Source organism: Citrobacter sp. wls717 (genome assembly GCF_005280955.1).
GTDB classification, from domain to species: domain Bacteria; phylum Pseudomonadota; class Gammaproteobacteria; order Enterobacterales; family Enterobacteriaceae; genus Citrobacter; species Citrobacter werkmanii.
The window spans coordinates 310,537-335,514 of record NZ_SZWW01000016.1; the positions used below are offsets into that span (position 1 = coordinate 310,537).

Annotated in this window: 28 protein-coding genes and 1 pseudogene; 13 read left to right on the forward strand and 16 right to left on the reverse strand. The window is 51.9% G+C overall.

Annotation, left to right across the window (positions count from 1 at the left end; all coding sequences use genetic code 11):
- The first annotated feature begins 77 nt into the window (after positions 1–77).
- Positions 78–1,010: a DNA-binding transcriptional activator PunR gene (gene punR, locus FDX09_RS11520; protein WP_038640367.1), complete on the forward strand. Its 933-nt coding sequence runs from the start codon at positions 78–80 to the stop codon at positions 1,008–1,010.
- Here punR and purR read toward each other — a convergent pair.
- Positions 1,007–2,032 (reverse strand): HTH-type transcriptional repressor PurR, encoded by a 1,026-nt coding sequence (gene purR, locus FDX09_RS11525; protein ID WP_038640368.1) that lies wholly within the window; start codon positions 2,030–2,032, stop codon positions 1,007–1,009. The two genes, punR and purR, sit on opposite strands and share 4 nt — an antisense overlap.
- A gap of 297 nt (positions 2,033–2,329) precedes the next feature.
- On the opposite strand from purR, the gene cydH reads away from it, so the two are divergent.
- Entirely contained in the window at positions 2,330–2,419 is a 90-nt protein-coding gene (gene cydH / locus FDX09_RS11530) for a cytochrome bd-I accessory subunit CydH (protein WP_003029209.1), read from the forward strand.
- Between the two features lie 175 nt (positions 2,420–2,594).
- The gene (locus tag FDX09_RS11535) at positions 2,595–3,764 is read left to right on the forward strand and encodes an MFS transporter (protein WP_137347234.1); all 1,170 of its coding nucleotides are present in this window, start codon (positions 2,595–2,597) and stop codon (positions 3,762–3,764) included.
- A gap of 39 nt (positions 3,765–3,803) precedes the next feature.
- Here the strand turns inward: FDX09_RS11535 and sodB are convergent, their stop codons facing one another.
- Together sodB and FDX09_RS11545 are read right to left on the reverse strand one after the other, a co-directional pair.
- On the reverse strand, positions 3,804–4,385 hold the full coding sequence (gene sodB, locus FDX09_RS11540; protein WP_003029205.1) for a superoxide dismutase [Fe]: 582 nt from the start codon (positions 4,383–4,385) through the stop codon (positions 3,804–3,806).
- A 127-nt stretch (positions 4,386–4,512) separates the two neighbouring features.
- Positions 4,513–5,343 carry a C40 family peptidase gene (locus FDX09_RS11545; protein WP_038640372.1) on the reverse strand — a complete coding sequence of 277 codons (831 nt, stop codon included), beginning with the start codon at positions 5,341–5,343 and terminating at the stop codon, positions 4,513–4,515.
- 334 nt (positions 5,344–5,677) lie between these two features.
- Here FDX09_RS11545 and grxD point away from each other — a divergent pair, with 334 nt between their 5' ends.
- Positions 5,678–6,025, forward strand: a complete 348-nt coding sequence (gene grxD, locus FDX09_RS11550) for a monothiol glutaredoxin 4 (protein WP_003832760.1) — start codon at positions 5,678–5,680, stop codon at positions 6,023–6,025.
- Between the two features lie 53 nt (positions 6,026–6,078).
- On the opposite strand, the gene rnt is transcribed toward grxD, so the two are convergent.
- The 4 genes from rnt to FDX09_RS11570 form a co-directional block, all read right to left on the reverse strand.
- Positions 6,079–6,726: a ribonuclease T gene (gene rnt / locus FDX09_RS11555; RefSeq protein ID WP_038640374.1), complete on the reverse strand. Its 648-nt coding sequence runs from the start codon at positions 6,724–6,726 to the stop codon at positions 6,079–6,081.
- Positions 6,727–6,821: 95 nt separating this feature from the next.
- Entirely contained in the window at positions 6,822–7,229 is a 408-nt protein-coding gene (gene gloA, locus FDX09_RS11560; RefSeq protein ID WP_038640376.1) for a lactoylglutathione lyase, read from the reverse strand.
- Positions 7,230–7,326: 97 nt separating this feature from the next.
- A complete protein-coding gene (locus tag FDX09_RS11565; protein WP_038640378.1) occupies positions 7,327–8,424 on the reverse strand; it encodes an alkene reductase in 1,098 nt (365 codons plus the stop codon).
- 54 nt (positions 8,425–8,478) lie between these two features.
- Positions 8,479–9,078 carry a TetR/AcrR family transcriptional regulator gene (locus FDX09_RS11570; protein WP_038640379.1) on the reverse strand — a complete coding sequence of 200 codons (600 nt, stop codon included), beginning with the start codon at positions 9,076–9,078 and terminating at the stop codon, positions 8,479–8,481.
- A 100-nt stretch (positions 9,079–9,178) separates the two neighbouring features.
- On the opposite strand from FDX09_RS11570, the gene FDX09_RS11575 reads away from it, so the two are divergent.
- The 3 genes from FDX09_RS11575 (at position 9,179) to sodC (ending at position 10,970) form a co-directional block, all read left to right on the forward strand.
- Positions 9,179–9,418: a DUF1289 domain-containing protein gene (locus tag FDX09_RS11575; RefSeq protein ID WP_038640381.1), complete on the forward strand. Its 240-nt coding sequence runs from the start codon at positions 9,179–9,181 to the stop codon at positions 9,416–9,418.
- A gap of 49 nt (positions 9,419–9,467) precedes the next feature.
- Positions 9,468–10,364 (forward strand): aldo/keto reductase family oxidoreductase, encoded by an 897-nt coding sequence (locus FDX09_RS11580; RefSeq protein WP_137347235.1) that lies wholly within the window; start codon positions 9,468–9,470, stop codon positions 10,362–10,364.
- Between the two features lie 81 nt (positions 10,365–10,445).
- Positions 10,446–10,970, forward strand: coding sequence for a superoxide dismutase [Cu-Zn] SodC (gene sodC, locus FDX09_RS11585; RefSeq protein ID WP_038640384.1), 525 nt, complete (start codon positions 10,446–10,448; stop codon positions 10,968–10,970).
- Here sodC and FDX09_RS11590 read toward each other — a convergent pair.
- The 3 genes and pseudogenes from FDX09_RS11590 to FDX09_RS11600 all read right to left on the reverse strand — a co-directional run bounded on the left by FDX09_RS11590 (position 10,946) and on the right by FDX09_RS11600 (position 14,085).
- Positions 10,946–12,986: pseudogene (locus FDX09_RS11590) on the reverse strand (FUSC family protein). The gene sodC and the pseudogene FDX09_RS11590 sit on opposite strands and share 25 nt — an antisense overlap.
- Positions 12,983–13,846, reverse strand: a complete 864-nt coding sequence (locus FDX09_RS11595; RefSeq protein ID WP_038640386.1) for an HlyD family secretion protein — start codon at positions 13,844–13,846, stop codon at positions 12,983–12,985. The pseudogene FDX09_RS11590 and the gene FDX09_RS11595 overlap by 4 nt, the downstream one beginning before the upstream one ends.
- A gap of 2 nt (positions 13,847–13,848) precedes the next feature.
- The gene (locus FDX09_RS11600) at positions 13,849–14,085 is read right to left on the reverse strand and encodes a DUF1656 domain-containing protein (RefSeq protein ID WP_085049402.1); all 237 of its coding nucleotides are present in this window, start codon (positions 14,083–14,085) and stop codon (positions 13,849–13,851) included.
- Positions 14,086–14,277: 192 nt separating this feature from the next.
- Between FDX09_RS11600 and slyA the strand changes: the two genes are divergently transcribed.
- On the forward strand, positions 14,278–14,718 hold the full coding sequence (slyA, locus tag FDX09_RS11605; protein ID WP_019076732.1) for a transcriptional regulator SlyA: 441 nt from the start codon (positions 14,278–14,280) through the stop codon (positions 14,716–14,718).
- Between the two features lie 46 nt (positions 14,719–14,764).
- On the opposite strand, the gene slyB is transcribed toward slyA, so the two are convergent.
- The gene (gene slyB, locus FDX09_RS11610; RefSeq protein ID WP_003029175.1) at positions 14,765–15,232 is read right to left on the reverse strand and encodes an outer membrane lipoprotein SlyB; all 468 of its coding nucleotides are present in this window, start codon (positions 15,230–15,232) and stop codon (positions 14,765–14,767) included.
- Between the two features lie 273 nt (positions 15,233–15,505).
- On the opposite strand from slyB, the gene anmK reads away from it, so the two are divergent.
- From anmK to pdxY, 5 genes are all read left to right on the forward strand, one after another.
- Complete coding sequence (gene anmK, locus FDX09_RS11615) at positions 15,506–16,627, forward strand: anhydro-N-acetylmuramic acid kinase (RefSeq protein ID WP_038640391.1); 1,122 nt, start codon at positions 15,506–15,508, stop codon at positions 16,625–16,627.
- Between the two features lie 93 nt (positions 16,628–16,720).
- Positions 16,721–17,044, forward strand: coding sequence for a C-type lysozyme inhibitor (mliC, locus tag FDX09_RS11620; RefSeq protein ID WP_038640393.1), 324 nt, complete (start codon positions 16,721–16,723; stop codon positions 17,042–17,044).
- 59 nt (positions 17,045–17,103) lie between these two features.
- On the forward strand, positions 17,104–17,760 hold the full coding sequence (gene pdxH / locus FDX09_RS11625; protein WP_038640396.1) for a pyridoxamine 5'-phosphate oxidase: 657 nt from the start codon (positions 17,104–17,106) through the stop codon (positions 17,758–17,760).
- Positions 17,761–17,886: 126 nt separating this feature from the next.
- Entirely contained in the window at positions 17,887–19,161 is a 1,275-nt protein-coding gene (gene tyrS, locus FDX09_RS11630; protein WP_038640399.1) for a tyrosine--tRNA ligase, read from the forward strand.
- 64 nt (positions 19,162–19,225) lie between these two features.
- A complete protein-coding gene (pdxY, locus tag FDX09_RS11635) occupies positions 19,226–20,086 on the forward strand; it encodes a pyridoxal kinase PdxY (RefSeq protein ID WP_137347237.1) in 861 nt (286 codons plus the stop codon).
- A gap of 107 nt (positions 20,087–20,193) precedes the next feature.
- Here the strand turns inward: pdxY and gstA are convergent, their stop codons facing one another.
- The 5 genes from gstA to rsxG all read right to left on the reverse strand — a co-directional run bounded on the left by gstA (position 20,194) and on the right by rsxG (position 24,974).
- Positions 20,194–20,799, reverse strand: coding sequence for a glutathione transferase GstA (gene gstA, locus FDX09_RS11640; RefSeq protein WP_069324194.1), 606 nt, complete (start codon positions 20,797–20,799; stop codon positions 20,194–20,196).
- 104 nt (positions 20,800–20,903) lie between these two features.
- Positions 20,904–22,409, reverse strand: a complete 1,506-nt coding sequence (gene dtpA, locus FDX09_RS11645; RefSeq protein WP_038640405.1) for a dipeptide/tripeptide permease DtpA — start codon at positions 22,407–22,409, stop codon at positions 20,904–20,906.
- A 613-nt stretch (positions 22,410–23,022) separates the two neighbouring features.
- Entirely contained in the window at positions 23,023–23,658 is a 636-nt protein-coding gene (gene nth, locus FDX09_RS11650) for an endonuclease III (RefSeq protein ID WP_137347238.1), read from the reverse strand.
- Entirely contained in the window at positions 23,658–24,350 is a 693-nt protein-coding gene (locus FDX09_RS11655; RefSeq protein ID WP_038640410.1) for an electron transport complex subunit E, read from the reverse strand. Before FDX09_RS11655 ends, nth begins: the two co-directional genes overlap by 1 nt.
- A gap of 3 nt (positions 24,351–24,353) precedes the next feature.
- Complete coding sequence (gene rsxG / locus FDX09_RS11660; protein ID WP_038640412.1) at positions 24,354–24,974, reverse strand: electron transport complex subunit RsxG; 621 nt, start codon at positions 24,972–24,974, stop codon at positions 24,354–24,356.
- Between the last annotated feature and the right edge of the window lie 4 nt (positions 24,975–24,978).

The following is a 24,978-nucleotide window of genomic DNA, read 5'->3' on the forward strand; positions in this document are numbered from 1 at the left end:
CTGAGTGTAGTGAGTGTAATTCACGCTGTGAAACGCTAATATTTGCTTACTGATTTCAAATTTTTTGTAGGCAGAATATGTGGTCGGAATATTCACTTGAAGTGGTTGATGCGGTTGCACGCAACGGCAGTTTCAGTTCAGCCGCGCAGGAGTTACACCGCGTACCTTCGGCGGTAAGCTACACCGTGCGCCAACTGGAGGAGTGGCTGGCTGTACCGCTTTTTGAGCGACGCCATCGCGATGTGGAATTAACGCCTGCCGGCGCGTGGTTTTTAAAAGAAGGGCGCTCTGTTATCAAAAAAATGCAGATCACTCGTCAGCAATGTCAACAAATCGCCAACGGCTGGCGAGGACAACTGGCAATCGCGGTAGATAACATTGTCCGTCCCGAACGTACCCGGCAGATGATTGTGGATTTCTATCGCCACTTTGATGATGTGGAACTGCTGGTTTTTCAGGAAGTCTTTAATGGTGTCTGGGATGCGCTTTCCGATGGGCGTGTAGAGCTGGCTATTGGCGCCACACAGGCCATTCCGGTAGGGGGTCGCTATACCTTCCGCGACATGGGCATGCTGAGCTGGAGCTGCGTGGTGGCCAGCCATCATCCGCTGGCGTCAATGTCGGGGCCGCTAAGCGATGATACGTTGCGCAACTGGCCGTCACTGGTGCGCGAAGATACCTCGCGTACATTGCCGAAGCGTATAACCTGGTTACTGGACAACCAAAAGCGCGTTGTGGTGCCTGACTGGGAATCTTCCGCAACCTGTTTATCTGCGGGATTGTGTGTAGGCATGGTACCAACACATTTTGCCAAGCCGTGGATTGATAGCGGTAAATGGGTGTCGCTGCAGTTGGAGAATCCCTTTCCTGATGCCGCGTGTTGTCTGACATGGCAACAGAACGATACCTCGCCAGCACTGAGCTGGTTGCTGGACTATTTAGGTGATAGCGAAACGCTGAATAAAGAATGGTTGCGGGAGCCAGATGAGGCCCCCGCACAACAGGCTTAACGACGATAATCGCGGAATGGACCGTCAGCAACGGAGCGGCGCTCTACCAGACGCGGATGAACCTCGATAGACTGCGACTCTTCGCGTTTATTCACGATGCGGTCTAACAGCATATTAAAGGCCGTTTCACCCAGTGAATCCTTAGGCTGGTGAATGGTGGTCAGCGCTGGCGTGAAGAAGCGGGCGTTGCGCACGTTATCATAACCGATGAGCGAGACATCCTGCGGTACGCGCAGTCCCATCTCATCAGCGGCGCACAGCGCGCCCATCGCCATGATATCGCCACCGCAGAAGACGGCGGTAGGACGATGCGACTGTGAAAGAATTTGCTGCATGGCGCGATAACCGGATTCAGGTTCAAAATCGCCCTGTACAATCCAGTTTTCGGGAACCTTAATCAGCGCTTCTTCCATCGCTTTCATAAAGCCAGCCAGACGACCGGCCCCGGTATTCCGCTCCATCGGGCCCGGGATTGCGCCAATCTCGCGATGGCCGCGTTCTATCAGATACCGACCCGCCATGTAACCGCCCTCGAAAGCGTTATCAATGACCGTATCGGTAAAATCAGCTTTAGCTTCGCCCCAGTCCATGACAACCATCGGAATATGGCGATACTCTTCGAGCATCGAAAGCAGCGATTCCGGATACTCAGAACACATCACTAACAGACCATCAACGCGCTTTTGCGCCATCATCGACAGATAGGCCTGCTGCTTTTCAAGACTGTTCCATGCGTTGCCCAGAATCAGGGTATAGCCTTTCTGGAAACAGTTTTTCTCAACGGCTTCGATAATTTCGGCGAAATAGGCCGCTTCGCTGCTGGTCGCCAGCAAGCCGATAGACTTGGTGTGATTCACCTTCAGGCTGCGCGCAACTGCGCTTGGAGAATAGTGCAGCTCTTTGATCGCAGCCCAAACCGCATTACGCGTTTCTTCCGCGACAAAGCGCGTTTTGTTAATTACGTGTGATACGGTTGTAGTGGAAACGTTTGCTCGCTTCGCTACATCTTTAATTGTTGCCATTACATCTCACTCCAGACCATATCCTAAGCTCCTGAGAATACTCCAGGTAAACGTTTGCCTTCACACACCCTTAACGCAACGTAGGGGTTGCGGCACGCCGGGAAAACGACACGGAACGTCAGGAAGGGGTCAATGGCCGGTACGCTAATCAAGTAAGCGTGGAATTTTGTCTGATCTTAACGAAAAGGGGAAGAGTTAAAAGCAGTTATCAATATAAATCGTGAGAGATTTTTGCTTTCAAGTGTGTAAAAATGCGCAATATCACTTTTTGTGTGGGAATAAAAAGGAGAAAACTTGATGAGCACCGATCTGAAATTTTCGTTAGTGACTACCATTATTGTTCTGGGTTTGATCGTCGCGGGTGGCCTGACCGCAGCACTGCATTGATTTCCCCGAGGGAGTTAGCTCTCCCTCATCCTTTCCGCATCTATTCCCCCTCTATTGTTTGCGAATAAGCAAAAGTCTTTTGCAATTTTGTTAACTTTATTAATTTTGCGATCAATGTCATGCTTTTGACTCTTATTTTATGTCGCGCCACGGCTCGACGTTACGGAGTCGATATATGAAAATCAATTATCCCTTACTGGCGCTGGCGATTGGCGCGTTTGGCATTGGCACCACCGAATTTTCGCCAATGGGATTATTGCCCGTGATAGCCAAAGGGGTGGATGTCTCGATTCCCGCGGCCGGGATGCTGATTAGCGCGTATGCGGTTGGCGTGATGGTGGGGGCTCCGCTGATGACACTGCTGCTGTCCCATCGCGCGCGACGTAATGCGCTGATATTCCTGATGGCTATTTTCACGCTGGGCAACGTGCTTTCCGCTATCTCGCCGGATTACACCACGCTGATGCTGTCACGTATTTTGACCAGTCTTAATCACGGCGCCTTTTTTGGTCTCGGCTCTGTGGTCGCCGCAAGCGTGGTACCTAAACATAAGCAAGCCAGCGCCGTGGCAACCATGTTTATGGGGTTAACGATTGCCAATATTGGCGGTGTTCCCGCGGCGACGTGGCTTGGTGAGACAATCGGCTGGCGGATGTCGTTTATGGCGACGGCGGGTCTGGGCGTCATCGCTATGGTCAGCCTGTTCTTCTCATTACCGAAAGGTGGGGCAGGAGCGCGCCCTGATGTCCGCAGCGAACTGGCGGTACTTATGCGCCCACAGGTGCTGTCGGCTCTGCTGACCACTGTGCTGGGCGCAGGCGCGATGTTCACGCTTTATACTTACATCTCGCCGGTGCTGCACAGCATTACCCATGCCACACCGGCGTTTGTGACCGGAATGCTGGTATTAATTGGCGTCGGATTCTCGATCGGAAACTATCTTGGCGGCAAACTGGCGGATCGTTCTGTCAACGGTACGCTTAAAGGCTTTTTGCTGTTGTTGATGGTTATTATGCTGGCCATTCCCTTCCTCGCGCGTAATGAGCTGGGGGCGGCGGTCAGTATGGTCGTCTGGGGCGCGGCGACGTTTGCGGTGGTTCCGCCGTTGCAGATGCGGGTGATACGCGTTGCCAGCGAAGCGCCAGGGTTATCATCGTCAGTCAACATTGGCGCGTTTAACCTGGGAAATGCGTTAGGTGCGGCAGCCGGTGGGGCGGTGATTTCCGGTGGTCTGGGCTACAGTTTTGTACCCGTGATGGGAGCGATTGTGGCGGGGCTTGCGTTACTGCTGGTCTTTATCTCGGCAAGAAGGCAATCTGAAGAAGTCTGCACTGCCTCCAGCTAAGGCTAAAACGCAGAAGGGGGTCCCTTCTGCGTTATCATTTTATGCTGCGAAGTTCTTCGCAACAAATTCCCAGTTCACCAGCGCCCAGAAGTGCTCCAGGTAGCCAGGACGGGCATTGCGATAATCGATGTAGTAGGCGTGTTCCCATACGTCAACGGTCATCAGCGGCGTCGCGTCGGTCGTCAGCGGAGTACCTGCGTTGGAAGTAGAAACGATAGCCAGTTTGCCATCCGTTCCTTTAACCAGCCAGGTCCAGCCAGAACCGAAGTTTTTGATAGCGGCATCGGTGAATTGCGCTTTGAAATCCGCAAAGCTGCCAAAGGAGGCGGCAATTGCATCGGCCAGTTTACCGGTCGGCTCGCCACCTGCGTTCGGCGCCAGGCAGTTCCAGTAGAACGTGTGGTTCCATACCTGTGCAGCATTATTGAATACACCGCCTTCAGAGCTACGAACGATCTCTTCCAGTGATTTACCTTCAAACGCCGTGCCTTTGATCAGGTTGTTCAGGTTGGTCACGTAGGTTTGATGGTGTTTGCCATAGTGGTATTCCAGCGTTTCGGCAGAAATGTGCGGTGCCAGAGCATCTTTGGCATACGGTAATGCAGGTAATTCAAACGACATTGCTTCTCTCCTTATTATTTATATTGAGTACACACAATAGCCTCATTGTGAGTAAGGATAGGGTAGCAAATTGAAAGGTTATGCAAAAGAAGAACTTACCCTACAGCATGTTCTGTAGGGTAAGTTTTTAGCGAATTGTTTTTGGTGTCATTACCCGACGCGCGCCGACATAGTGGCGCTGCCAGTAATCTTCGCTCAGAGAAGTGATTTGAATTTCCTGACCGCTGCGCGGTGACTGAATAAATTTACCGTTACCCACGTAAACACCGACGTGATCGGCTGTACCGCGACCTTGGGTACGGAAAAAGACCAGGTCACCGTTTTTCAGCTCGCCACGTTCAATCGGTGCGGCGTCACGCAGGTGGTACATTTCATTCGCCGTACGCGGAATGCGGAATTTAACCAGATCTTTATAGGCGTAATAGACCAGACCGCTGCAATCAAAGCCGGTTCTTGGCGAAGAGCCGCCCCAACGGTAAGGTTTGCCGATTTGGTTCATCAGGGTGGACATAGCGGTTTTCGTCGCTTTCTGCACTTTAACTTTATGCGCCTCAGCAAGCGTTGTCGGTGCGGCGGTTTTCACTTTCACACAGCGCGGTTTATGACCTTTGCGCGGCGTACATTTTTCAGTCCAGGTAACGGCAGCGGTTTGTGCTGCGGCATTTTTGCTGCGACGGTTTACCGTTTTAGTCGATTTTGCCGGAGTGGCTGTGCGTTTTTTAGAAGAGGAGGCTGTTTTGCTACTGGTTTTGCTGGTGGTTTTTGTCGCCGATTTCTTGTTGGTCCTGGCTGTTTTTTGGCTGGTTGTTGCGCTTTTCTTTTTATCTACCGTTTTGACGGTGTGGGAACTGGTAGGTGTCGTCCTGGCCTGCTTGGAAGCATGCGCCATAGGCGTAAAAGGCAGTGTAGTAAAAAGTAAAGCACAGAGCGTGATCGAGATTCGGTTTATCCGCGCCACTGAGCAGTCCTCTGTTAAGGCAGGTCTATCATACCTGCGTGTGATTTTCAAAACTTGATGATTCTAATCTATCGAAACGGGGAAAGTTAATAGCTTTTTTTGTTTAACGCGGCGTTTCGTTACCGACCGCAAAAAAAAACAGCAAATCAAAGTGTAGCCGGTGAATAAATAATCAAAACCATACACTTCGAGCGGGTAAGTAAGATTAAGAATGCAACTTTTAACGGCAGGCGATAAAATAATAACGCGTAATGAAAATGTTATTTTCCGTTGCCTGCCTGACCCGCTACAATGTCAGACTACTGCCGTAAAAGAAGTTTAAGGAAGCAAGATAATGAGCACCACTATCGAAAAAATCCAGCGCCAGATCGCTGAAAACCCAATTCTCCTGTACATGAAGGGTTCCCCTAAACTGCCAAGCTGCGGTTTCTCCGCTCAGGCCGTACAGGCGCTGTCCGCCTGTGGTGAACGCTTTGCTTATGTTGATATTCTGCAGAACCCGGATATTCGCGCCGAGCTGCCGAAATACGCAAACTGGCCGACCTTCCCACAGCTGTGGGTTGATGGCGAGCTGGTTGGCGGGTGTGACATTCTCATTGAAATGTACCAGCGCGGTGAGTTGCAGCAGCTGATTAAAGAAACAGCGGCGAAATACAAAACCGAAGAGCCGGACGCTGAGTAATATCAGCTGAAATAAAAAAGCGACCTGTGAGGGTCGCTTTTTTTATCGGTCCGTTATGCGTCTTCCGGCACGGGGAGAGGCCAGCCGCCGAGGCGTTTCCAGCGGTTAACGATTTCACAAAACAGCACGGCCGTACGTTCGGTGTCATACAGCGCCGAGTGCGCCTGAGTGCCATCAAATTCCATTCCTGCCGCCAGGCATGCTTTTGATAACACAGTTTGCCCCAGCGACAGACCGCTTAATGCCGCAGTATCAAAGGTAACGAACGGGTGAAACGGGTTACGTTTCAGTGAGGCGCGTTCTGCAGCGGCCATCATAAAACTGTGGTCGAATGTGGCGTTATGCGCCACCATGATTGCCCGATTGCAGCCGCTGTCTTTAATGCCTTTACGTACCATTTTAAAGATGGCATGCAGAGCGTCGTATTCGCTGACCGCGCCACGTAAAGGATTGTTAGGGTCAATACCGTTAAAGGCGAGCGCTTCAGGCTGCAAATTTGCCCCTTCAAACGGCTCTACGTGGAAATGTAACGTCGTGTCCGGCATCAGCCAGCCTTGTTCATCCATTTTCAATGTGATGGCTGCGATCTCAAGCAGCGCATCGGTTTTGGCATTAAACCCTGCGGTTTCGACATCAATGACGACAGGGTAAAAACCACGAAAACGGTCACACAGACCGGAAAGTTGAGCGTTATCGGACATCTGGGTCTCTTAATACGGGAAAATTGCAGCGCGTATTATGGCAAAATGATGATGATAAAACTACGGGCACAGACGATCTGCGCCCGAGGGGGAGGTTAGTCGCCCAGGCCGCGCCCGGCGTCTTTCTCTTCAATTAATTCAATTTTGTAGCCGTCCGGATCTTCAACAAACGCGATCACGGTTGTGCCGCCTTTTACCGGGCCAGCTTCACGCGTCACGTTACCACCGTTCTGACGAATACGTTCGCAGGCTTCAGCCGCGTTGTCTACGCTCAGGGCGATATGACCGTAGGCTGTGCCCAGCTCATAGTTGTCAACGCCCCAGTTATAGGTCAGTTCGATCACGGCTTCACTGGTTTCAGGACCGTAGCCAACAAAGGCCAGAGAGTACTTGTATTCAGGGTTTTCGCTGGTACGCAGCAGCTTCATGCCCAGCACGTTGGTATAAAACTCGATGGAACGCTGCAGGTCACCCACGCGCAGCATGGTATGAAGTAAACGCATCTTTTTCCCCTTCGAAAATGGCTAATACATTCAAAATGTTGTTTTAGTATAGCGGCGTTGTTACGCCGCTATCAATGGCAGAACGGAGATTGTGACGTTAGAGGGTCGGGTAATCGGTGTAACCTTCCGCGCCGCCGCCGTAGAAGCTTTCGGCACGCTGTGGGTTCAGTTCCGCTTTATGTTGCAGACGCGCCACCAGATCCGGGTTAGCGATATAAGCGCGACCAAAAGCAACGGCGTCGATCAGACCTTTCTCGATCAGCGTTTCGGCTTTTTCAGGCGTGTAAGCGCCCGCGCCAATGATCGGACCGTGGAAACGGGCACGCACTTTCTCGCGGAACGCGTCGGAATACGGCTCACCACCAGCCCAGTCCGGTTCAGACATATGCAGATAAGCGATACCGCGCTTGCCCAGTTGTTCAATCAGATACAGCGCGTCGGCTTCTTCATTCGGACCGTTGTCGACGTTCTGGAAAGAGCCAATCGGAGAGACGCGAATGCCAATGCGATCGGCACCCCATTCTTTAATACCGGCATCGACAACTTCCAGCACCAGACGCGCACGATTCTCGACGCTACCGCCGTATTGATCGGTACGCTGGTTAGAGGTTGGCGACAGGAACTGGTGCAGCAGGTAGCCGTGGGCGGAGTGCAGTTCTACCATGTCGAAACCCGCTTCACGCGCGTTAGCAATTGCCTGACGGAAATCATTAACGATACCCGGAATTTCTTCCGTTTCGAGTGCGCGCGGCATAGTCGTATCGGCACGCGTCGCCAGACCGTTTTCATCGCGCAGTGAGGTGCGGGTACCGGCGCTAATCGCGGAAGGTGCTACCGGTGGCTGGCCGTTTGGCTGCAGACTGGCGTGGGAGATGCGCCCGGTGTGCCACAACTGGACAGCAATATGACCTTGCTCAGCATGTACGGCTGCAGTGATTTTCTTCCATGCGGCAATCTGCGCTTCGCTGTGTAGTCCCGGCGCACCGGCATAGCCTTTCGCCTGGGCGGAAATCTGCGTCGCTTCACTGATGATGAGTCCCGCGCTGGCGCGTTGACGGTAATACTCGGCCATCAGCGGAGTAGGGATGTCGCCAGGCTCGATGCTGCGCAGACGCGTCAATGGCGCCATAAAAACGCGGTTTGCTGCCGTAATGGCACCCACTTTCAGTGGGGAAAACAATTTTTCAGATGACATGTGGTACTCCTGAATAGACCGGTCGTCTAGTAATAAAAGAAATAAAAACGCCTGTTAAACGGCAGGCGTTGTAATGATGGTTTTAACGTGCGCCAGCGCATTTTCCAGCGGCGTGGCGCTACGAGAAATCTTGGCCTGAAGATTGGCGCCCAGCCACAGCGCATACAAAACCTGCGCCTGCTGTAATGGCTCACCAACAAAAGACAGACAATGATTGGCCTGACCTTTCTCCAGCGCCTGCGCCAGCAACGCAATAATGTGTCGCGCGCCTTTATCCATCGCGGTACGCATATCTTCTGACAGATCGCACACTTCGGCAGACAGTTTAACGGTTAAACAACCGCTAATAATGCCGTGCTGGCTAAACTGATTCAGGGTTTCCTGATAGTAAGCCAGAATCCTGTCGCGGTAATTTCCCGCCCCCGTATCAAAATGCGTAGCCAATCGCTGATGATAAGCCGCATAGTGGCGTTCCAGCATCGCGACGCCGAACGCTTCTTTTGAGCGAAAATAGTGATAAAACGAACCCTTAGGCACTTCAGCGGTTTTCAGTAGCTCACTCAGACCCATGCCGGTGAAGCCACGCTGCATGCACAGCAGCTCGCCAGTCGCCAGAAGATGTTCGCGTGTATCGTGTTCAGTGACTTTGTTCATGAAAGAAGCATAATAGACCAGTCGGTCTAATGCAATAGCGCTTGCGAGAAATTCAGTTAACGTCTTCAATAGATATATCAATCTTACTACAGGAGGGGATGTGGCCGAACAGCTGGAATTTTTCCCCGTCCAGAGCCCATGCCGTGGTATATGTCAGTCTGACGAGCGCGGCTTTTGCCGTGGCTGTTTTCGTAGCCGGGATGAGCGTTTTAACTGGCAAAAAATGAGCGATGCCGAAAAGCAGGACGTGCTGCGTCTTTGTCGTCAGCGCCTGATGCGTAAATTACGTGCAAACAAACCCAACCCGCCGGAAGAACCGCAACAACCTTCACTCTTTTAAAAGCGTAATTGCGTATACTCAGTGCACATTCATTTATAAGGAAGCTGCTATGGTTCAGCGTAGTACTATTGCGCCGCAAGGCCCGGAATTTTCTCGCTTTGTGATGGGTTACTGGCGCCTGATGGACTGGAATATGTCCACGCGTCAGTTAGTCAGCTTTATTGAAGAGCATCTTGACCTGGGCGTTACCACCGTCGATCACGCCGATATCTACGGCGGATACCAGTGTGAAGCAGCGTTTGGCGAGGCGATGAAGCTGGCTCCGCATTTACGTGAGAAAATGCAGATTGTCACCAAATGCGGGATCGCCACGACGGCACGCACGGAAAATGCGCTCGGGCACTACATTACCGACAGCGACCATATTATTGCCAGCGCGGAACAATCGTTAAAGCTGTTGGCGACCGATCATATTGATTTGCTGCTGATCCATCGTCCCGATCCACTGATGGATGCAGACGATGTGGCCGACGCATTTAAAAAATTGCACCATAGCGGCAAAGTGCGTCACTTTGGCGTCTCTAACTTCACCCCTGCGCAGTTCTCGCTGCTGCAATCGCGTCTGCCGTTTACTCTGGCGACCAACCAGGTTGAAATTTCACCGGTGCATCAGCCACTCCTGCTGGATGGCACATTAGATCAATTACAACAGCTGCGTATCCGCCCGATGGCCTGGTCCTGCCTCGGAGGCGGTCGTCTGTTTAATGACGATGCCTTCCAGCCGCTGCGCAATGAACTGGCCGCGATCGCAGAAGAGTTGAACGCACAGTCTATTGAGCAGGTGGTGTACGCCTGGATCTTACGTCTGCCTTCGCAACCGCTGCCGATTATTGGTTCGGGTAAAATCGAGCGTGTTCGTGCCGCCATTGAGTCCGAATCGCTGAACATGTCTCGCCAACAATGGTTCCGAATCCGTAAAGCCGCGCTCGGTTATGACGTGCCTTAATCGCGTTTTTGGCGCTTCACCGTTCAAATTTGTGTCACTGGTTTACACTTATCAATCAGACACCTTTTAGACGGAGGTCTTATGAAGCGTTTGAGTTTAGCCATTATTACCTTACTGGCCTGTGCAGGTGCGCAGGCTGCCAGTGAAGAAAAAGTGACGATGAATCTGGTGACGTCGCAAGGCGTCGGCCAGGCGATTGGTACTGTCTCAATTACTGAAACCGGAAAGGGGCTGGAATTTACCCCCGATTTGAAAGCGTTGCCGCCGGGTGAACATGGTTTCCATGTGCATGCCAACGGCAGTTGCCAACCGGCGATTAAAGACGGGAAGGCGTCAGCGGCGGAATCAGCGGGAGGGCATTACGACCCTCACCAAACGGGTAAACACGAAGGCCCGGAAGGTGCAGGCCACATGGGTGACCTGCCGCTGCTGGTGGTGAATAACGATGGTAACGCCACAACACCGGTCGTTGCGCCCCGGCTTAAATCCCTGGATGAGGTAAAAGGTAAGGCGCTGATGATTCATGTGGGCGGCGATAATATGTCCGATCAACCGAAACCGCTTGGCGGTGGCGGAGCGCGCTACGCCTGTGGCGTTATCAAATAATCAGTTGCTTAGCGTACCCGGTGGTGGTGCCTGTTCAAGCTGTGACAGCGAGCAATGCAGCCGCCAGACGAGGGCCGACAACTCCTGCGCAGCAGGTTGGTGATGGTGGGCGAGCGTATCGCAGATACGCTGTAGCTCGTTTAGCGTGGCATTCAACGGTCGTTGTTGGACGCCGCGCTCACTCATCACGTCGCGAAGCAACGCGATACATACGTCCCTGACGCGAGCCAGCGGATCTGAGCGCGCCTCCCAGGTACGCAGTTGCCACACCACATGCGAGCAGTTCAGCAAGACAACCCCCCAACGTAATAACCAACGCCTCGCCAGCGCATCCTGACTGTTACTCAACTGGCTGACGTGATGATAGGTCAACGACTCAAATTCATTCTCACTGAGTGCAGGATGTCGGCTGAGCTGATCGACAAAATCCCGACGCAGGGCGCGAATATGACGGCGGCTTTTCCGCGCATCCGATCCGGGGCGTAGAATGGCGAATGCCAGCCATGACAGCGCCACGCCGGTGATTTTCGCCAAATTGTCATTCAGAAAATCAGCAAAATCGTATACCGGGGGATTCGTTACCGCGATGAACGATCCCATAAACACGATAAGCTGCCCCCAAAGCCCCGCCAGCGCAGGCATTTGTAGCTTTAACAACTGCATGGTGGCGAGGAGCGGGAAGAGAAACAGGATGAACTGCCAGAGGTCGGTAATTTGTACCATCAAACCAAACTTGACCACAAAGCTAAACAGCGACAACAGAACCAACGTGCGCATTAACAAGGAAAGTGATTTGAAGGGCGTGGCAACGGCGGAATACAACACGCTGCTGATGGCCGCGAGCGTGAGTGCGCCAGATCCTGATTCCCATTGTGCGCCAATGCTCCATGCGCCGATAAGCATCAAAGTGCAGAACGTGCGCAACCCGCTCCAGATAGCTTCCGCATTATCGGTATGGCGGGCAAGCCCTGGCGTACGAGCAACATTGATACGTTCGGCGGTAACGCCATTTTCCAGCAAATGCAGGTAATGGCTGCTACGTAAGTAGAGGCGGCAAAAATAGCGCAGCCGTTGCCAGAAGGCGACGTGTCGATAATCGCGGGCATCGACGGGCCGCAGTGGGGCGATAATACGCGCGACGGTATAGCTGTCGGTATTGGATTTGACCAGCGCGCCAAGTAATTGCTCAATGATATCGCGGGTATTAGCGGGAGGATTAGGCCAGTTCAGCAGCATTCTGCGCAGGCTGGAAATCACGCTGGTCATACGTAGTTGCTGATGCAACAGCGAATTGAGTAAGGCATTTTGGCGGCGAAAGCGGTAGTGACTCCAGAACGCCTGTATACGCAACAGGTTCATGGTCAGAATCTGACCGATAACACCTTCATGTGCCGTGCGGATGGCATCCGTTGTCTCCGGTTGCCAGAGCAAACTGGCATGCTCGAGCAAACGCGTATGCATGTTTTTCAGTGCTGTAAGCAACGTGGTGCCATCGGAGGTGCTGGGTAGGATCATCATCATCATACCCCCGCACAAGATACCGACAATGACCTCGCATACGCGGGCCTGCGCGATATCCCATAACTGCGTGATCTCAACGGTATTGACCATGGGAAACGCGATGATCGCCGCCGTGTAACCCGCTAGTTGAAAGGCGTAGGCGACGTTATTAGTAAAATGCGCGCAGGCCCAGGTACAAAAGCCGATCCAGACTGACATGCTCAGCAGAAAAAGCCACGGTTCATTGAGGGTATGGCCGGCAATAATCAGTGCGGCTGTCGCGCCAAGTAAACTACCGGCTACACGGCCCAGGCTTTTGCTGATCACCCCGCCGACGGTAGGGAAACTCACCACCGCCGCCGAAGTCATCGCCCAATAGGGCTCGTCCAGATTGAGATAATAGGCGAAGGTTAACGCCAGACACATTGCAATGGTGTTACGCAGCGCATAACGCCACTGTGCCGGCGTGGCTTTAAACCACGGCCAATTGCCTGGCGTCAGGGGGGGCATTTTCATTTACGCTGGCCGATGGAGACGCTACAGGTGGTACCAGAGACCAGTGTGACATCCTGCGGCAAAGCGTCAAATTCAATGCGTACAGGGACACGCTGCGCCAGACGTACCCACGGCACGTTAGGTTTGATGTCGGGAATCAGACCGGAATCGCTTTCAACACTTTGGTCATAAATTGCGCGACCGATACTGGAAACGTGACCCTGTAACTTAACGTTGCCGCTGTAGAGCGTAATTAACGCCGGCGCACCTTCGCGTATGTGACGCAACTTCGTTTCTTCAAAATACCCCATTACATAAAAAGAGTGGCTGTCGACAAGAGCAAACAGCGGCTTACCGGTTGAGGCGTAGTCGCCGGTGCGGGTTGAAAGGTTGGTGACCCAGCCCGCTACGGGCGCTTTGACGACCGTTTGCGACAGTTGCCATTGCGCCTGGCGCAAACTGGCCTCGGCTGCTTCAACGCTTGCCTGCATCGCTTTTACGTTGAGGTTGGCGGTATCCAGATCTTCGGCTGAGATATAATTTTGCGATAAGTGACGACGGCGATTGGCTTCGTTATTCGCTTTTGCCAGATCGGATTGTGCTTTCGCCAGCTGTGCTTGCGCATTCAGTTCAGCAATGTGAAACGGCGTCTTGTCGATAGTAAACAGGACATCACCTTTATTCACGAACTGGTTATCTTTTATATTGAGTTCATTAATGCTGCCCGAAACCTGCGGTGTGATGCTGACCTGTTCTGCGCGCACTTTGCCATCACGTGTCCAGGGCGATTGCATATAGTAATTCCACATCCACCATCCGGCAAAAACTGCGATTGCAGCGACTATAATGGTTGAGAAGTATTTAATGGTTTTGAGCGACATAATCACCACACAATCAGCAGAACAAAGGCCAGACCTACGCTAAGCGTAAAGAGAGACAGATCCATCAACAGGGGATGCCAGATCTCACCGGAATAAATCCAGTCGCGCAGCAGGCGATGAACAACCAACCAGAGAATAAACCCTGCGACAAACGCCTTGAAAATGGGAGGGAAGTAGACAGATGCACCGATCATTAAATCTTGTAGGGGCAATCCTGTTGCATTAAACATAAACTTCACGGGCAAAATCCTTGACGGAAGAGAGCATTGCTATAGGTTTAGCAAAAAAGAGACGATGAGTCTCTGTAACACATAATGTCTGAAAAAATGTCAACCGGTAAGCAAATTTGGCAATACATTTGTTTTGAGAATACAAATGCTGCACACTATTCTAAAATCAGTACAATAACTTAGCAAGCTAATTATAAGGAGATGAAATTGGAATCGCCATTAGGTTCTGATCTGGCACGGTTGGTGCGCATTTGGCGTGCTCTGATTGACCATCGCCTGAAACCTCTGGAGTTGACGCAGACGCATTGGGTTACGCTGCACAACATTCATCAGTTGCCGCCGGATCAATCGCAGATCCAGTTGGCTAAAGCGATTGGCATCGAACAGCCTTCGCTGGTACGTACGCTTGACCAGTTGGAAGAAAAGGGACTCATTTCACGACAGACTTGCGCCAGCGATCGTCGGGCAAAGAGAATTAAACTGACCGAGAAAGCCGAACCACTGATCGCAGATATGGAAGCGGTTATCAACAAGACACGTGGAGAGATTCTGGAAGGGATTTCAGCTGAGGAAATTGATCTGCTGATAAAACTGGTCGCCAGACTGGAACACAATATTATTGAACTGCAGTCTCAGGGCTGAGACGAGAGATGACGTGTGGCCAGAGCCTGACCACACGTAAATTCGATTAACGTGGAGACACGGTAACCTGGCTACCGTTGTTCGCCATAACAACACGCTGACCCGCAGAGAATTTGGTCGCGCCCTGTTTCTGAACCACCATGATGGTATTACCATCATCCTTACGGATTTCCAGTTCGACACCCTGAGTTTTATTCATCGCGCCTTGCACGCCCTGGCCCGCAACGCCACCGGCAACTGCGCCTGCAGCCGTCGCTAATGAACGACCCGTACCGCCGCCGACGGTGTTACCCAGGAACCCGCCGAGCACCGCACCACCGATAGCGCCAATTACGTTTGCGTCATCGCCACCCTGGATTTGCACCGGACGAACATGAACAATCGTACCGTAGGTAACGTTCTGAACTTGTTTCGCTTCGGATGCGGTATATACGTCGCCTGAAAGGCTATCATTGTTCACGCAGCCCGCTAAAGATACGCCCATTAATGAAACAATCAGCACACGTTTAATCATTTACAAATCTCCTTTGTCACCACGAAACGCTAATAAAGCCCCATCATGGTTAAATTATATGGCATTTGTGAGCCTGAGGTCACATGTTCCACTGGCACAATATGAAAATCTTAACCGAAATCGGATCAACCGAGTATAAACGAATCATTCATATAATTGATGTAATTAAGCGACCGTTGGCATGATTTCCTCTCAAAAATCATTCAGGAAGCATGGCATTAGTCTGCACTTTATGGTTGAGTGTCAAGGCTAATTTGCTTAAAAGGATGACGTATGAAATCGGGCCGTTTTATCGGTGTTATGTCTGGAACCAGCCTTGATGGCGTCGATGTTGTGCTGGCGACAATAGATGAAACGATGGTTGCACAGCAGGCGAGTCTGACCTGGCCTATCCCTGGTCATGTAAAACAGGCGATTCTGGATATCTGCCAGGGGCAGCAGCTTACGCTTTCTCAGTTTGGTCAACTGGACGCGCAACTGGGTTATCTTTTTGCTGAGGCGGTAAATGCGCTACTGGCGAAGGAAAAATTGAAACCGCAGGATATCGTGGCGATTGGTTGCCACGGACAAACCGTGTGGCATGAACCGAACGGCGCCGCGCCGCACACGCTGCAAATTGGTGATAACAACCAGATTGTCGCGCGTACCGGGATAACCGTCGTCGGCGATTTTCGTCGACGTGACATCGCGCTCGGTGGGCAGGGCGCGCCACTTGTTCCTGCGTTTCATCAGGCACTGTTGGCTCATCCTACGGAACGGCGGATGGTGCTGAACATCGGCGGAATTGCCAATTTGTCTCTGCTTATTCCGCAACAACCCGTTCGTGGATACGACACCGGGCCGGGCAATATGCTGATGGATGCCTGGATCTGGCGGCAATGCGGTCAACCTTACGACAAAGATGCGCAGTGGGCCATTTCAGGAACGGTAGTCCTGCCGTTGCTGCAAAATATGCTTAACGACCCTTATTTTTCCACGCCTGCGCCCAAAAGCACTGGTCGTGAGTATTTCAATTACGGCTGGATAGAGCGTCATCTGGCGCAGTTTCCGGGAATCAGCCCACGCGATGTACAGGCGACGCTTGCCGAACTGACGGCCGTCACCATTTCAGAGCAGGTCTTGTTAAGCGGCGGCTGTGATCGCCTCATGGTATGTGGCGGTGGAAGCCGTAATCCGCTGCTGATGATGCGTCTGGCGGCATTATTGTCAGGTACCGAAGTCACCTCTACCGATGAAGCCGGGATCAGCGGCGACGATATGGAAGCGTTAGCCTTTGCCTGGCTGGCGTGGCGAACGCTGGCTGGATTACCGGGAAATTTACCTTCTGTGACCGGGGCGTCAGAGCCGAGCGTGTTAGGGGCGATTTATCCTGCCAATCCGCGAACTCAGAGTTAACTGAAATTATTCAGCGCGGCATACCGGTAAACTAGGGATATTAGGGAGGGTGCCATTACCCTCCGGGACCAGGAAAGTCTTCAGGATAGGGCTATGAAAAAACTGTTGTTAGTATGTCTGCCGGTACTGCTTAGCGGGTGCAGCGTGTACAACCAATTTGTTGAGCGTATGCAAACCGACACGCTTGAATACCGCTGTGATGAAAAACCGCTTACCGTGAAGCTGAACAATACGCGCCAGGAAGTGAACTTTGTTTATGATAATCAGCTATTGAACCTCAAACAGGGCATGTCGGCATCGGGGGCGCGCTATACGGATGGTATCTACGTCTTCTGGTCTAAAGGCGACGAGGCAACGGTCTATAAACGAGACAGAATTGTGCTAAATAACTGTCAGTTACAGAACCCGAAGCGTTGAGATTTTCACCTGGGCGGCGCACAATAGCGTCACCCACTGACAATCCGTAGCCCAACATCATGTCTGATAACGACGAATTGCAGCAAATCGCGCATCTGCGCCGTGAATACACGAAAGGCGGTCTGCGCCGCCACGATCTTCCCGCCGAGCCTCTTGCGCTGTTTGAGCGTTGGCTGGGGCAAGCCTGCGATGCCAAACTGGCAGACCCTACTGCTATGGTTGTTGCGACCGTTGATGAAAACGGTCAGCCGTATCAGCGCATCGTGTTGCTCAAACATTATGATGACAAAGGGCTGGTTTTCTATACCAACCTCGGTAGCCGCAAGGCGCATCAAATCGAGAAGAACCCCCGTATCAGTCTGTTGTTCCCATGGCATACCCTGGAACGGCAGGTGATGGTGATTGGCAAGGCTGAGCGCCTTTCCACGCTTGAGGTGGTGAAGTACTTCCACAGTCGCCCACGCGACAGCCAGATTGGCGCCTGGGTATCTAAACAGTCCAGTCGAATCTCCGCTCGCGGCATTCTTGAAAGCAAATTCCTTGAGCTGAAGCAGAAGTTTCAGCAAGGGGAAGTTCCGTTGCCCAGTTTCTGGGGCGGCTTTCGCGTAAGTATTGAACAAATGGAGTTTTGGCAGGGCGGCGAAAATCGTCTGCACGATCGTTTTTTATACCAACGTGAAGATAACGCGTGGAAAATTGATCGTCTGGCCCCCTAAAGATGCAAAATTCTTGTTTTAAGCGCTGGTGCTGATCAATCCGGCGCTTTATTCTATGTTTCTTTCGCATCAGGCGAAAAGTCGTGTACCGGCAAAGGTGCAGTCGTTTTATACATGGAGATTTTGATGGCAAGCAGTAACTTGATTAAACAATTGCAAGAGCGGGGGCTGGTGGCCCAGGTGACGGACGAGGAAGCGTTAGCAGAGCGACTGGCGCAAGGCCCGATCGCGCTCTATTGCGGCTTCGATCCTACCGCTGACAGCTTGCATTTGGGGCATCTGGTTCCATTGTTATGCCTGAAACGCTTCCAGCAGGCAGGCCATAAGCCTGTTGCACTGGTAGGTGGCGCGACCGGTCTGATTGGTGACCCGAGCTTTAAAGCCGCCGAGCGTAAACTGAATACCGAAGACACCGTACAGGAGTGGGTGGATAAAATCCGTAAGCAGGTTGCACCGTTCCTCGATTTCGACTGTGGCGACAACTCGGCGATTGCTGCGAACAACTACGACTGGTTTGGCGGTATGAATGTACTGACTTTCCTGCGTGATATCGGCAAACACTTCTCTGTTAACCAGATGATCAACAAAGAAGCGGTTAAGCAACGTCTGAACCGTGACGATCAGGGGATCTCCTTTACCGAGTTTTCTTACAATCTGCTGCAGGGCTATGACTTTGCCTGCCTGAATAAACTGCACGGCGTGACGCTGCAGATTGGTGGTTCTGACCAGTGGGGTAACATTACCTCAGGTATCGACCTGACCCGCCGTCTGCACCAGAATCAGGTATTTGGTTTGACCGTTCCGCTGATCACCAAAGCGGACGGCACCAAATTCGGTAAGACCGAAGGCGGCGCAGTGTGGCTGGATCCGAAGAAAACCAGTCCGTACAAATTCTACCAGTTCTGGATCAACACCGCCGATGCGGACGTTTATCGCTTCCTGAAATTCTTCACGTTCATGGACATTGAAGAGATCAATGCGCTGGAAGAAGAAGATAAGAACAGTGGTAAAGCACCGCGCGCCCAGTATGTTCTGGCTGAGCAGGTCACACGTCTGGTTCACGGTGAAGAAGGTCTGGTTGCGGCAAAACGCATTACCGAAAGCTTGTTCAACGGCAACCTGAGCGATTTGAGCGAAGCGGATTTCGAACAGCTGGCGCAGGATGGCGTGCCGATGATTGAGATGGAGAAAGGTGCGGATCTGATGCAGGCGCTGGTCGATTCCGAACTGCAACCGTCTCGCGGCCAGGCGCGTAAGACCATTGCGTCTAACGCGGTGACCATCAACGGTGAGAAGCAATCCGATCCGGAATATTTCTTCCAGGAGAGTGATATCCTCTTCGGGCGCTATACCTTACTGCGCCGTGGCAAGAAGAACTATTGTCTGATTTGCTGGAAGTAAGATTTAGTTAGCAGGGGCGTGGGAAACTACGCCCCTTTATTTTTTCAGGGTTGTGATAAGTAAAATGAAAAATATCCTCGCCATCCAGTCCCACGTTGTTTTTGGTCATGCGGGCAACAGCGCGGCTGAATTTCCGATGCGTCGTCTTGGCGCAAATGTCTGGCCGCTAAATACCGTGCAGTTCTCTAACCACACGCAGTACGGCAAATGGACCGGTTGCGTTATGCCGCCGACTCATCTGACTGAAATCGTGCAGGGTATTGCCGATATCGATAAACTCCAGACCTGTGACGCAGTACTAAGCGGCTATCTTGGCTCGGCAGAGCAGGGTGAGCATATTCTGGGTATTGTGCGCCAGGTTAAAGCGGCCAATCCGCGGGCAAAATACTTTTGTGACCCCGTGATGGGGCATCCGGAGAAAGGGTGTATCGTCGCGCCGGGCGTGGCGGAATTTCATGTGCGTCATGCGCTTCCCGCCAGCGACATTATTGCCCCGAACCTGGTTGAATTAGAAATTCTGTGCGAACATGCAGTTCACAATGTAACTGAAGCGGTGATGGCTGCCCGTGAGCTGATCGCCCAGGGGCCAGAAATTGTGCTGGTGAAGCATCTGGCTCGCGCAGGTATTAGCACCGATCGTTTCGAGATGCTGCTGGTCACTGCGCAACAGGCGTGGCATATCAGCCGCCCATTAGTTGATTTTGGCGCGCGTCAGCCGGTTGGCGTGGGTGACGTTACCAGCGGCTTGCTGCTGGTGAAACTGCTCCAGGGCGCGTCTTTACAGCAGGCGCTTGAGCATCTGACGGCGGCAGTGTACGAAGTGATGATCGCCACCAAAGAAATGCATGAGTATGAACTGCAGGTGGTAGCCGCTCAGGATCGTATCGCGATGCCTGAACACTACTTTAGCGCGACGCAGTTGTAATCAATGCCCGATGGCGCTCACGCTTATCGGGCGTACGTTTGGCCGTCGGCCAGCCAAGTAAGTAGGCCGGATAAAGCGCCTGGCGCCGCCATCCGGCACATTAGTGATTAGCTCAACCCTTCTGCTTTAAGCGCTGCGGCAACCGCCGGGCGTTCAGCCATACGCGCCATATACGCCTCGATATGGCTTAATCCTGCCATATTCAGCTTAACCGCATAAGCCCAACGCAGCACGGTGAACAGATAAGCGTCTGCAATGCTGAAGCGCGGGCCGCAGATCCATTGCCCATCTTTCAGCGATTCATTCACGTACTGCATTTTTTTCTCCAGCTGCGCGCGAACGGTTGGCTTGAAGTCTTCCGGTGTATCGGGACGGAACAGCGGGGTAAAACCTTTATGCAGTTCTGTCGCAATGTAATTAAGCCATTCGATGGTTTTGTAACGGGAGAGGCTGCTGGTAGGGGCGAGGAGGTGGCGGTCTGGCACTGTGTCCGCCAGGTACTGCATGATGGCGACGCCTTCGGTTAGTAATGTACCGTCGTCCAGCAGCAGCGCGGGAACTTGTCCTTTGGGGTTTACCGCGAAAAAATCATCGCCGTTTTCCAGACGTTTCTTCATCAAATCGACACCATCCAGCGTGAAATCTTTACCGCTCTCACGCAGCGTGATGTGGGAAGCGAGAGAACAAGCGCCCGGTTTGTAGAATAGTTTCATCGGTAACTCCTTTTGGCTGAGGTTTATCGTATGGTAGTGCTACCTCAGGTAAAAAAAAAGCCGCTAACAACAGTTAGCGGCCTGAAAATGAGTTTCCCTGAGAATTACGCTGTCGCGGCCTTAGAGGCTTTCTCATTAACGTCATCGTCCTGAGTCATACGATTCAGTTTCGGCGCCGTCAGCAGCATCAGAACAGCGATAACCGCCGTTGCAACACCAATCTGCAGGAACACACGACCGTAGACTTCCAGAGACATCAGCGGGTCAGTCACGTTTTCTGGAACTGCCATCATGTTGGCGACGTAACCGCCGATGATGTTTGCACCGGCAGTGGTCAGGAACCAGCTACCCATGATGAAGCCCATCAGACGCTGCGGAACCAGCTGCGCCACCATGGCCAGACCCAAACCGGAAATCATCAGCTCACCGATGCTTTGCAGGCCATAGCAGATGATCAGCCAGTTAACAGAAACAATGCCCGCATCGGTGGCGAATTTCGCACCCAGCGGCAGGATCAGGAACGCACCGGAGCACAGCACCATACCAATCGCGAACTTGGTCGGCATCGGCAGCGTATCACCCATCTTGTTATAGATAGCGGCGAGGATTGGGCTACCAATGATGATCCAGAACGGGTTCAGCGCCTGGTACTGCTCAGGTTCAAAAGCAATACCCAGAATAGAGTGTTCAACGTTACGAATCGCGAAGAAGTTCAGTGAAGTCGGCATCTGGCTGTACAGCACGAAGAAGATAATCGCTTCCAGCATCAGAATGAAGGCGACGATCATTTTACGACGCGCAGCACCGTGCATGGTGAAGGCTTCTTTACCGAAGATAAATACGATACCAATGGCAATTACACCCAGAACCATACGGGCGATTTCCTGGTTGTGCAGCAGCCAGGTCGCAATCGCAATCAGAACCACAACCCCAGCGATGGTCAGCAGCAGGTTACGGAAGTTGATCGGCTCAAAGTCAGGTTTAGAACCGTACTGTTTAACCCAGCGCTGACAGAATGCGAAGTTAACCACGGTGATCAGCATACCTACGACGCTCAGCGCGAACGCGGTGCTCCAGCCGTAACGCGCAGCTAACCATGGCGTTGCCAGCATAGAGAAGAATGAACCGATGTTGACGGACATGTAGTACATGGTAAATGCACCATCAAGACGCGGGTCATCTTTTGCATAGCAGGTAGAGAGCAGGGAGGATGGGTTGGCTTTAAACAGGCCGTTACCGACCGCGATGGCCGCCATGCCCATATAAACAATACCGGCATCGTGACCGGACCATGCAACCAGCGCATAACCGATGGCCAGAACAATGGCGCCCAGCATAATGACACGTTTTGTTCCCAGAACTTTATCACCTAACCAGCCGCCGATGGCAACCAGACCATACACCAGGGCGCTAAAGGACGAGAAAAGGGTGATGGAATCCGCTTCTGACATACCCAGTTGCTTAACCAGGTAGACGGCCATAATCCCTTGCAGGCCGTAATAACCAAAACGTTCCCACAGCTCTATCGAGAAAATGAGATAGAACGCTTTCGGTTGTTTGAAGGCGTTTAAACTAACGCTTTCTGTTGGTTTATTGTTTGCAGTAGACACTTTTACCTCTTTTTTTACATCCCATATCAACGGGGGTGTTCAGGTACGTGATGAATCAAGTTCATCCGTCCGATTGTTATAGTGGGAGGGGAAACGGCAAGTAATGTTCACTATCTTGACCATTCAGACAAGTGGTTTGTAATAATCTGTTACATATATCCTGGGTGGTGAAATCATCGGTACAGAGAAATGTTATCTAGCGTTAAATTTTTTCATTTGAAAAATCGCAGATTTTTACACTGTTTAAGTGACCCAAAAACCGTAATGCGGCGATATGTTCTGCTATTTGCGGTTGAATCCAGTGATATAGGCCATTATCTGAAAAATAGCCAGTGTAATGTTTTGTTTAGAAACTGTTCAGTAAGGTCATCTGATTGTCACTTTAACTAAAAAATAAAAATTATTTAACATTGTGTTGTCTGAGTGATCTGCATCACGTATAGATAGAAATTTCTATTACTAAAAAAACGATTAACCTGCTCAGGTGTTTATACACAAGAATAATGCGTTAGATATGCGCAGTTGAATGGCATCATCGACGGGAAAAGATTGTTTAGGGAGTGCATAACTAATCGTTATGTGTCAAAGGGGCAAAGGGAACGCCCCATCAGTATCAGATATCAACTTTCTCTTTGAATTCGCAGAGATCTTCGATGATGCAAGAACCGCAGCGCGGTTTTCTGGCAATACAGGTGTAGCGGCCATGAAGGATTAACCAGTGATGGCAATCGACTTTAAATTCACTCGGTACGACTTTCAGTAATTTTTCCTCTACCTGCTCGACGTTTTTGCCTGGCGCAAATTGCGTGCGATTACAGACGCGAAAAATATGGGTATCTACCGCAATGGTAGGCCAACCGAAGGCGGTATTTAACACCACGTTGGCTGTTTTTCGCCCAACCCCGGGCAGGGCCTCTAATGCGGCCCGGTCTTCTGGCACTTCGCCATTATGTTTGTCCAGCAGAATGCGGCAGGTCTTAATCACGTTCTCCGCTTTGCTGTTGAACAACCCGATTGTCTTGATGTAGGACTTAACCCCGTCTACGCCGAGCTCCAGCATAGCGGCAGGGGTATTGGCGACAGGGTACAGCTTAGCCGTGGCTTTATTGACGCTGACATCGGTGGCCTGCGCGGAGAGCAAGACCGAAATCAGCAGTTCGAACGGCGATGTAAAATTCAGCTCAGTGGTCGGATGCGGATTGTTATCACGCAGGCGTGTCAGTATTTCCAGCCGTTTTGCTTTGTTCATTACACATTCCCTGTTTCACCAACCGGACTGTCTGCAACAGCCGCTTCGGCACGACGTTTCTTCATTTTCTCATCGATCAGATATTTCACCGCCAGCATCAGGCCCAGACCAATGAAAGCGCCCGGTGGCAGCATGGCCAGCAGAAACGGCGTATCGGTATGGAAGATCTCTACGCGTAGTACTTTAGCCCAACTGCCTAACAGACCGTCTGCGCCATCAAATAGCGTGCCGTTACCAATTATTTCACGCAGCGAGCCCAGAACAAACATGGCCCCCGTTGCGCCCATACCGATGGAGAACCCATCAAGGGCGGATAATGCCGGGCCTTTTTTAGCTGCGAAGGCTTCAGCACGACCAACAACAATACAGTTGGTCACAATCAGCGGAATAAAGATCCCCAGAGACTGATACAGGCCAAAAGCGTAAGCATTAATTAGCATCTGTACCGCACTCACGACGGAAGCGATGATCATGACATAAATCGGAATACGAATTTCAGACGGTGTCCAGCGACGCAGGGCTGAAATGGTCAGGTTCGTCAGCGTCAGGACGAGCGTAGTCGCCAGTCCCAGACCTAACGCATTGGTGGCGGTAGACGTTACCGCCAACAGCGGGCACATACCAAGTAACTGCACAAGCGCGGAGTTATTTTTCCATAACCCCTGGACAATGACATCTTTAATTTCGCTCATGGTTTATTCTCCACAGGCGCTAAGTTGAGGGAGTTGCGCTGGCAACGTCTGCGCATACAAACCGGCGCGTTTCACCGCATTAACTACCGCACGCGGCGTAATGGTTGCGCCAGTAAACTGGTCGAAGTCGCCGCCATCTTTCTTCACCGCCCAATGGGCATCGTTACCCGCGCCGATCGTTTTGCCGCTAAAGTGGGTGATCCAGTCGGACAGACGCAGCTCAATTTTATCGCCCAGCCCCGGCGTTTCATGGTGTTCAGTCACGCGTGTGCCCAATACGGTACCTGTGAAATCCACACCAACCAACAGCTGAATAGCGCCGGAATAACCATCTGGGGCAGTGGCTTCGAGAATTGCCGCAACAGGTCGATCGTCCTGGCGCGCGATATACACACGGTGAGTCCCTTTACCTAACGCCTGCGCATTCACCAGATAGCAACTCTCAGACAACGCGTTATTGTAGCGATCGCCAGGCAGAACCTGATCAAACAATACTTTTTGCTGCAACGCCGCTTGTTCATCGATAGTGGATTTGGTTAATTGATTGATTGCCGCGGTTAACCCCGTAGATCCGGCGGCAAACAGCGCCAGAGTAATACCGTGTTTACGAATCGTTTTCAGCATATGT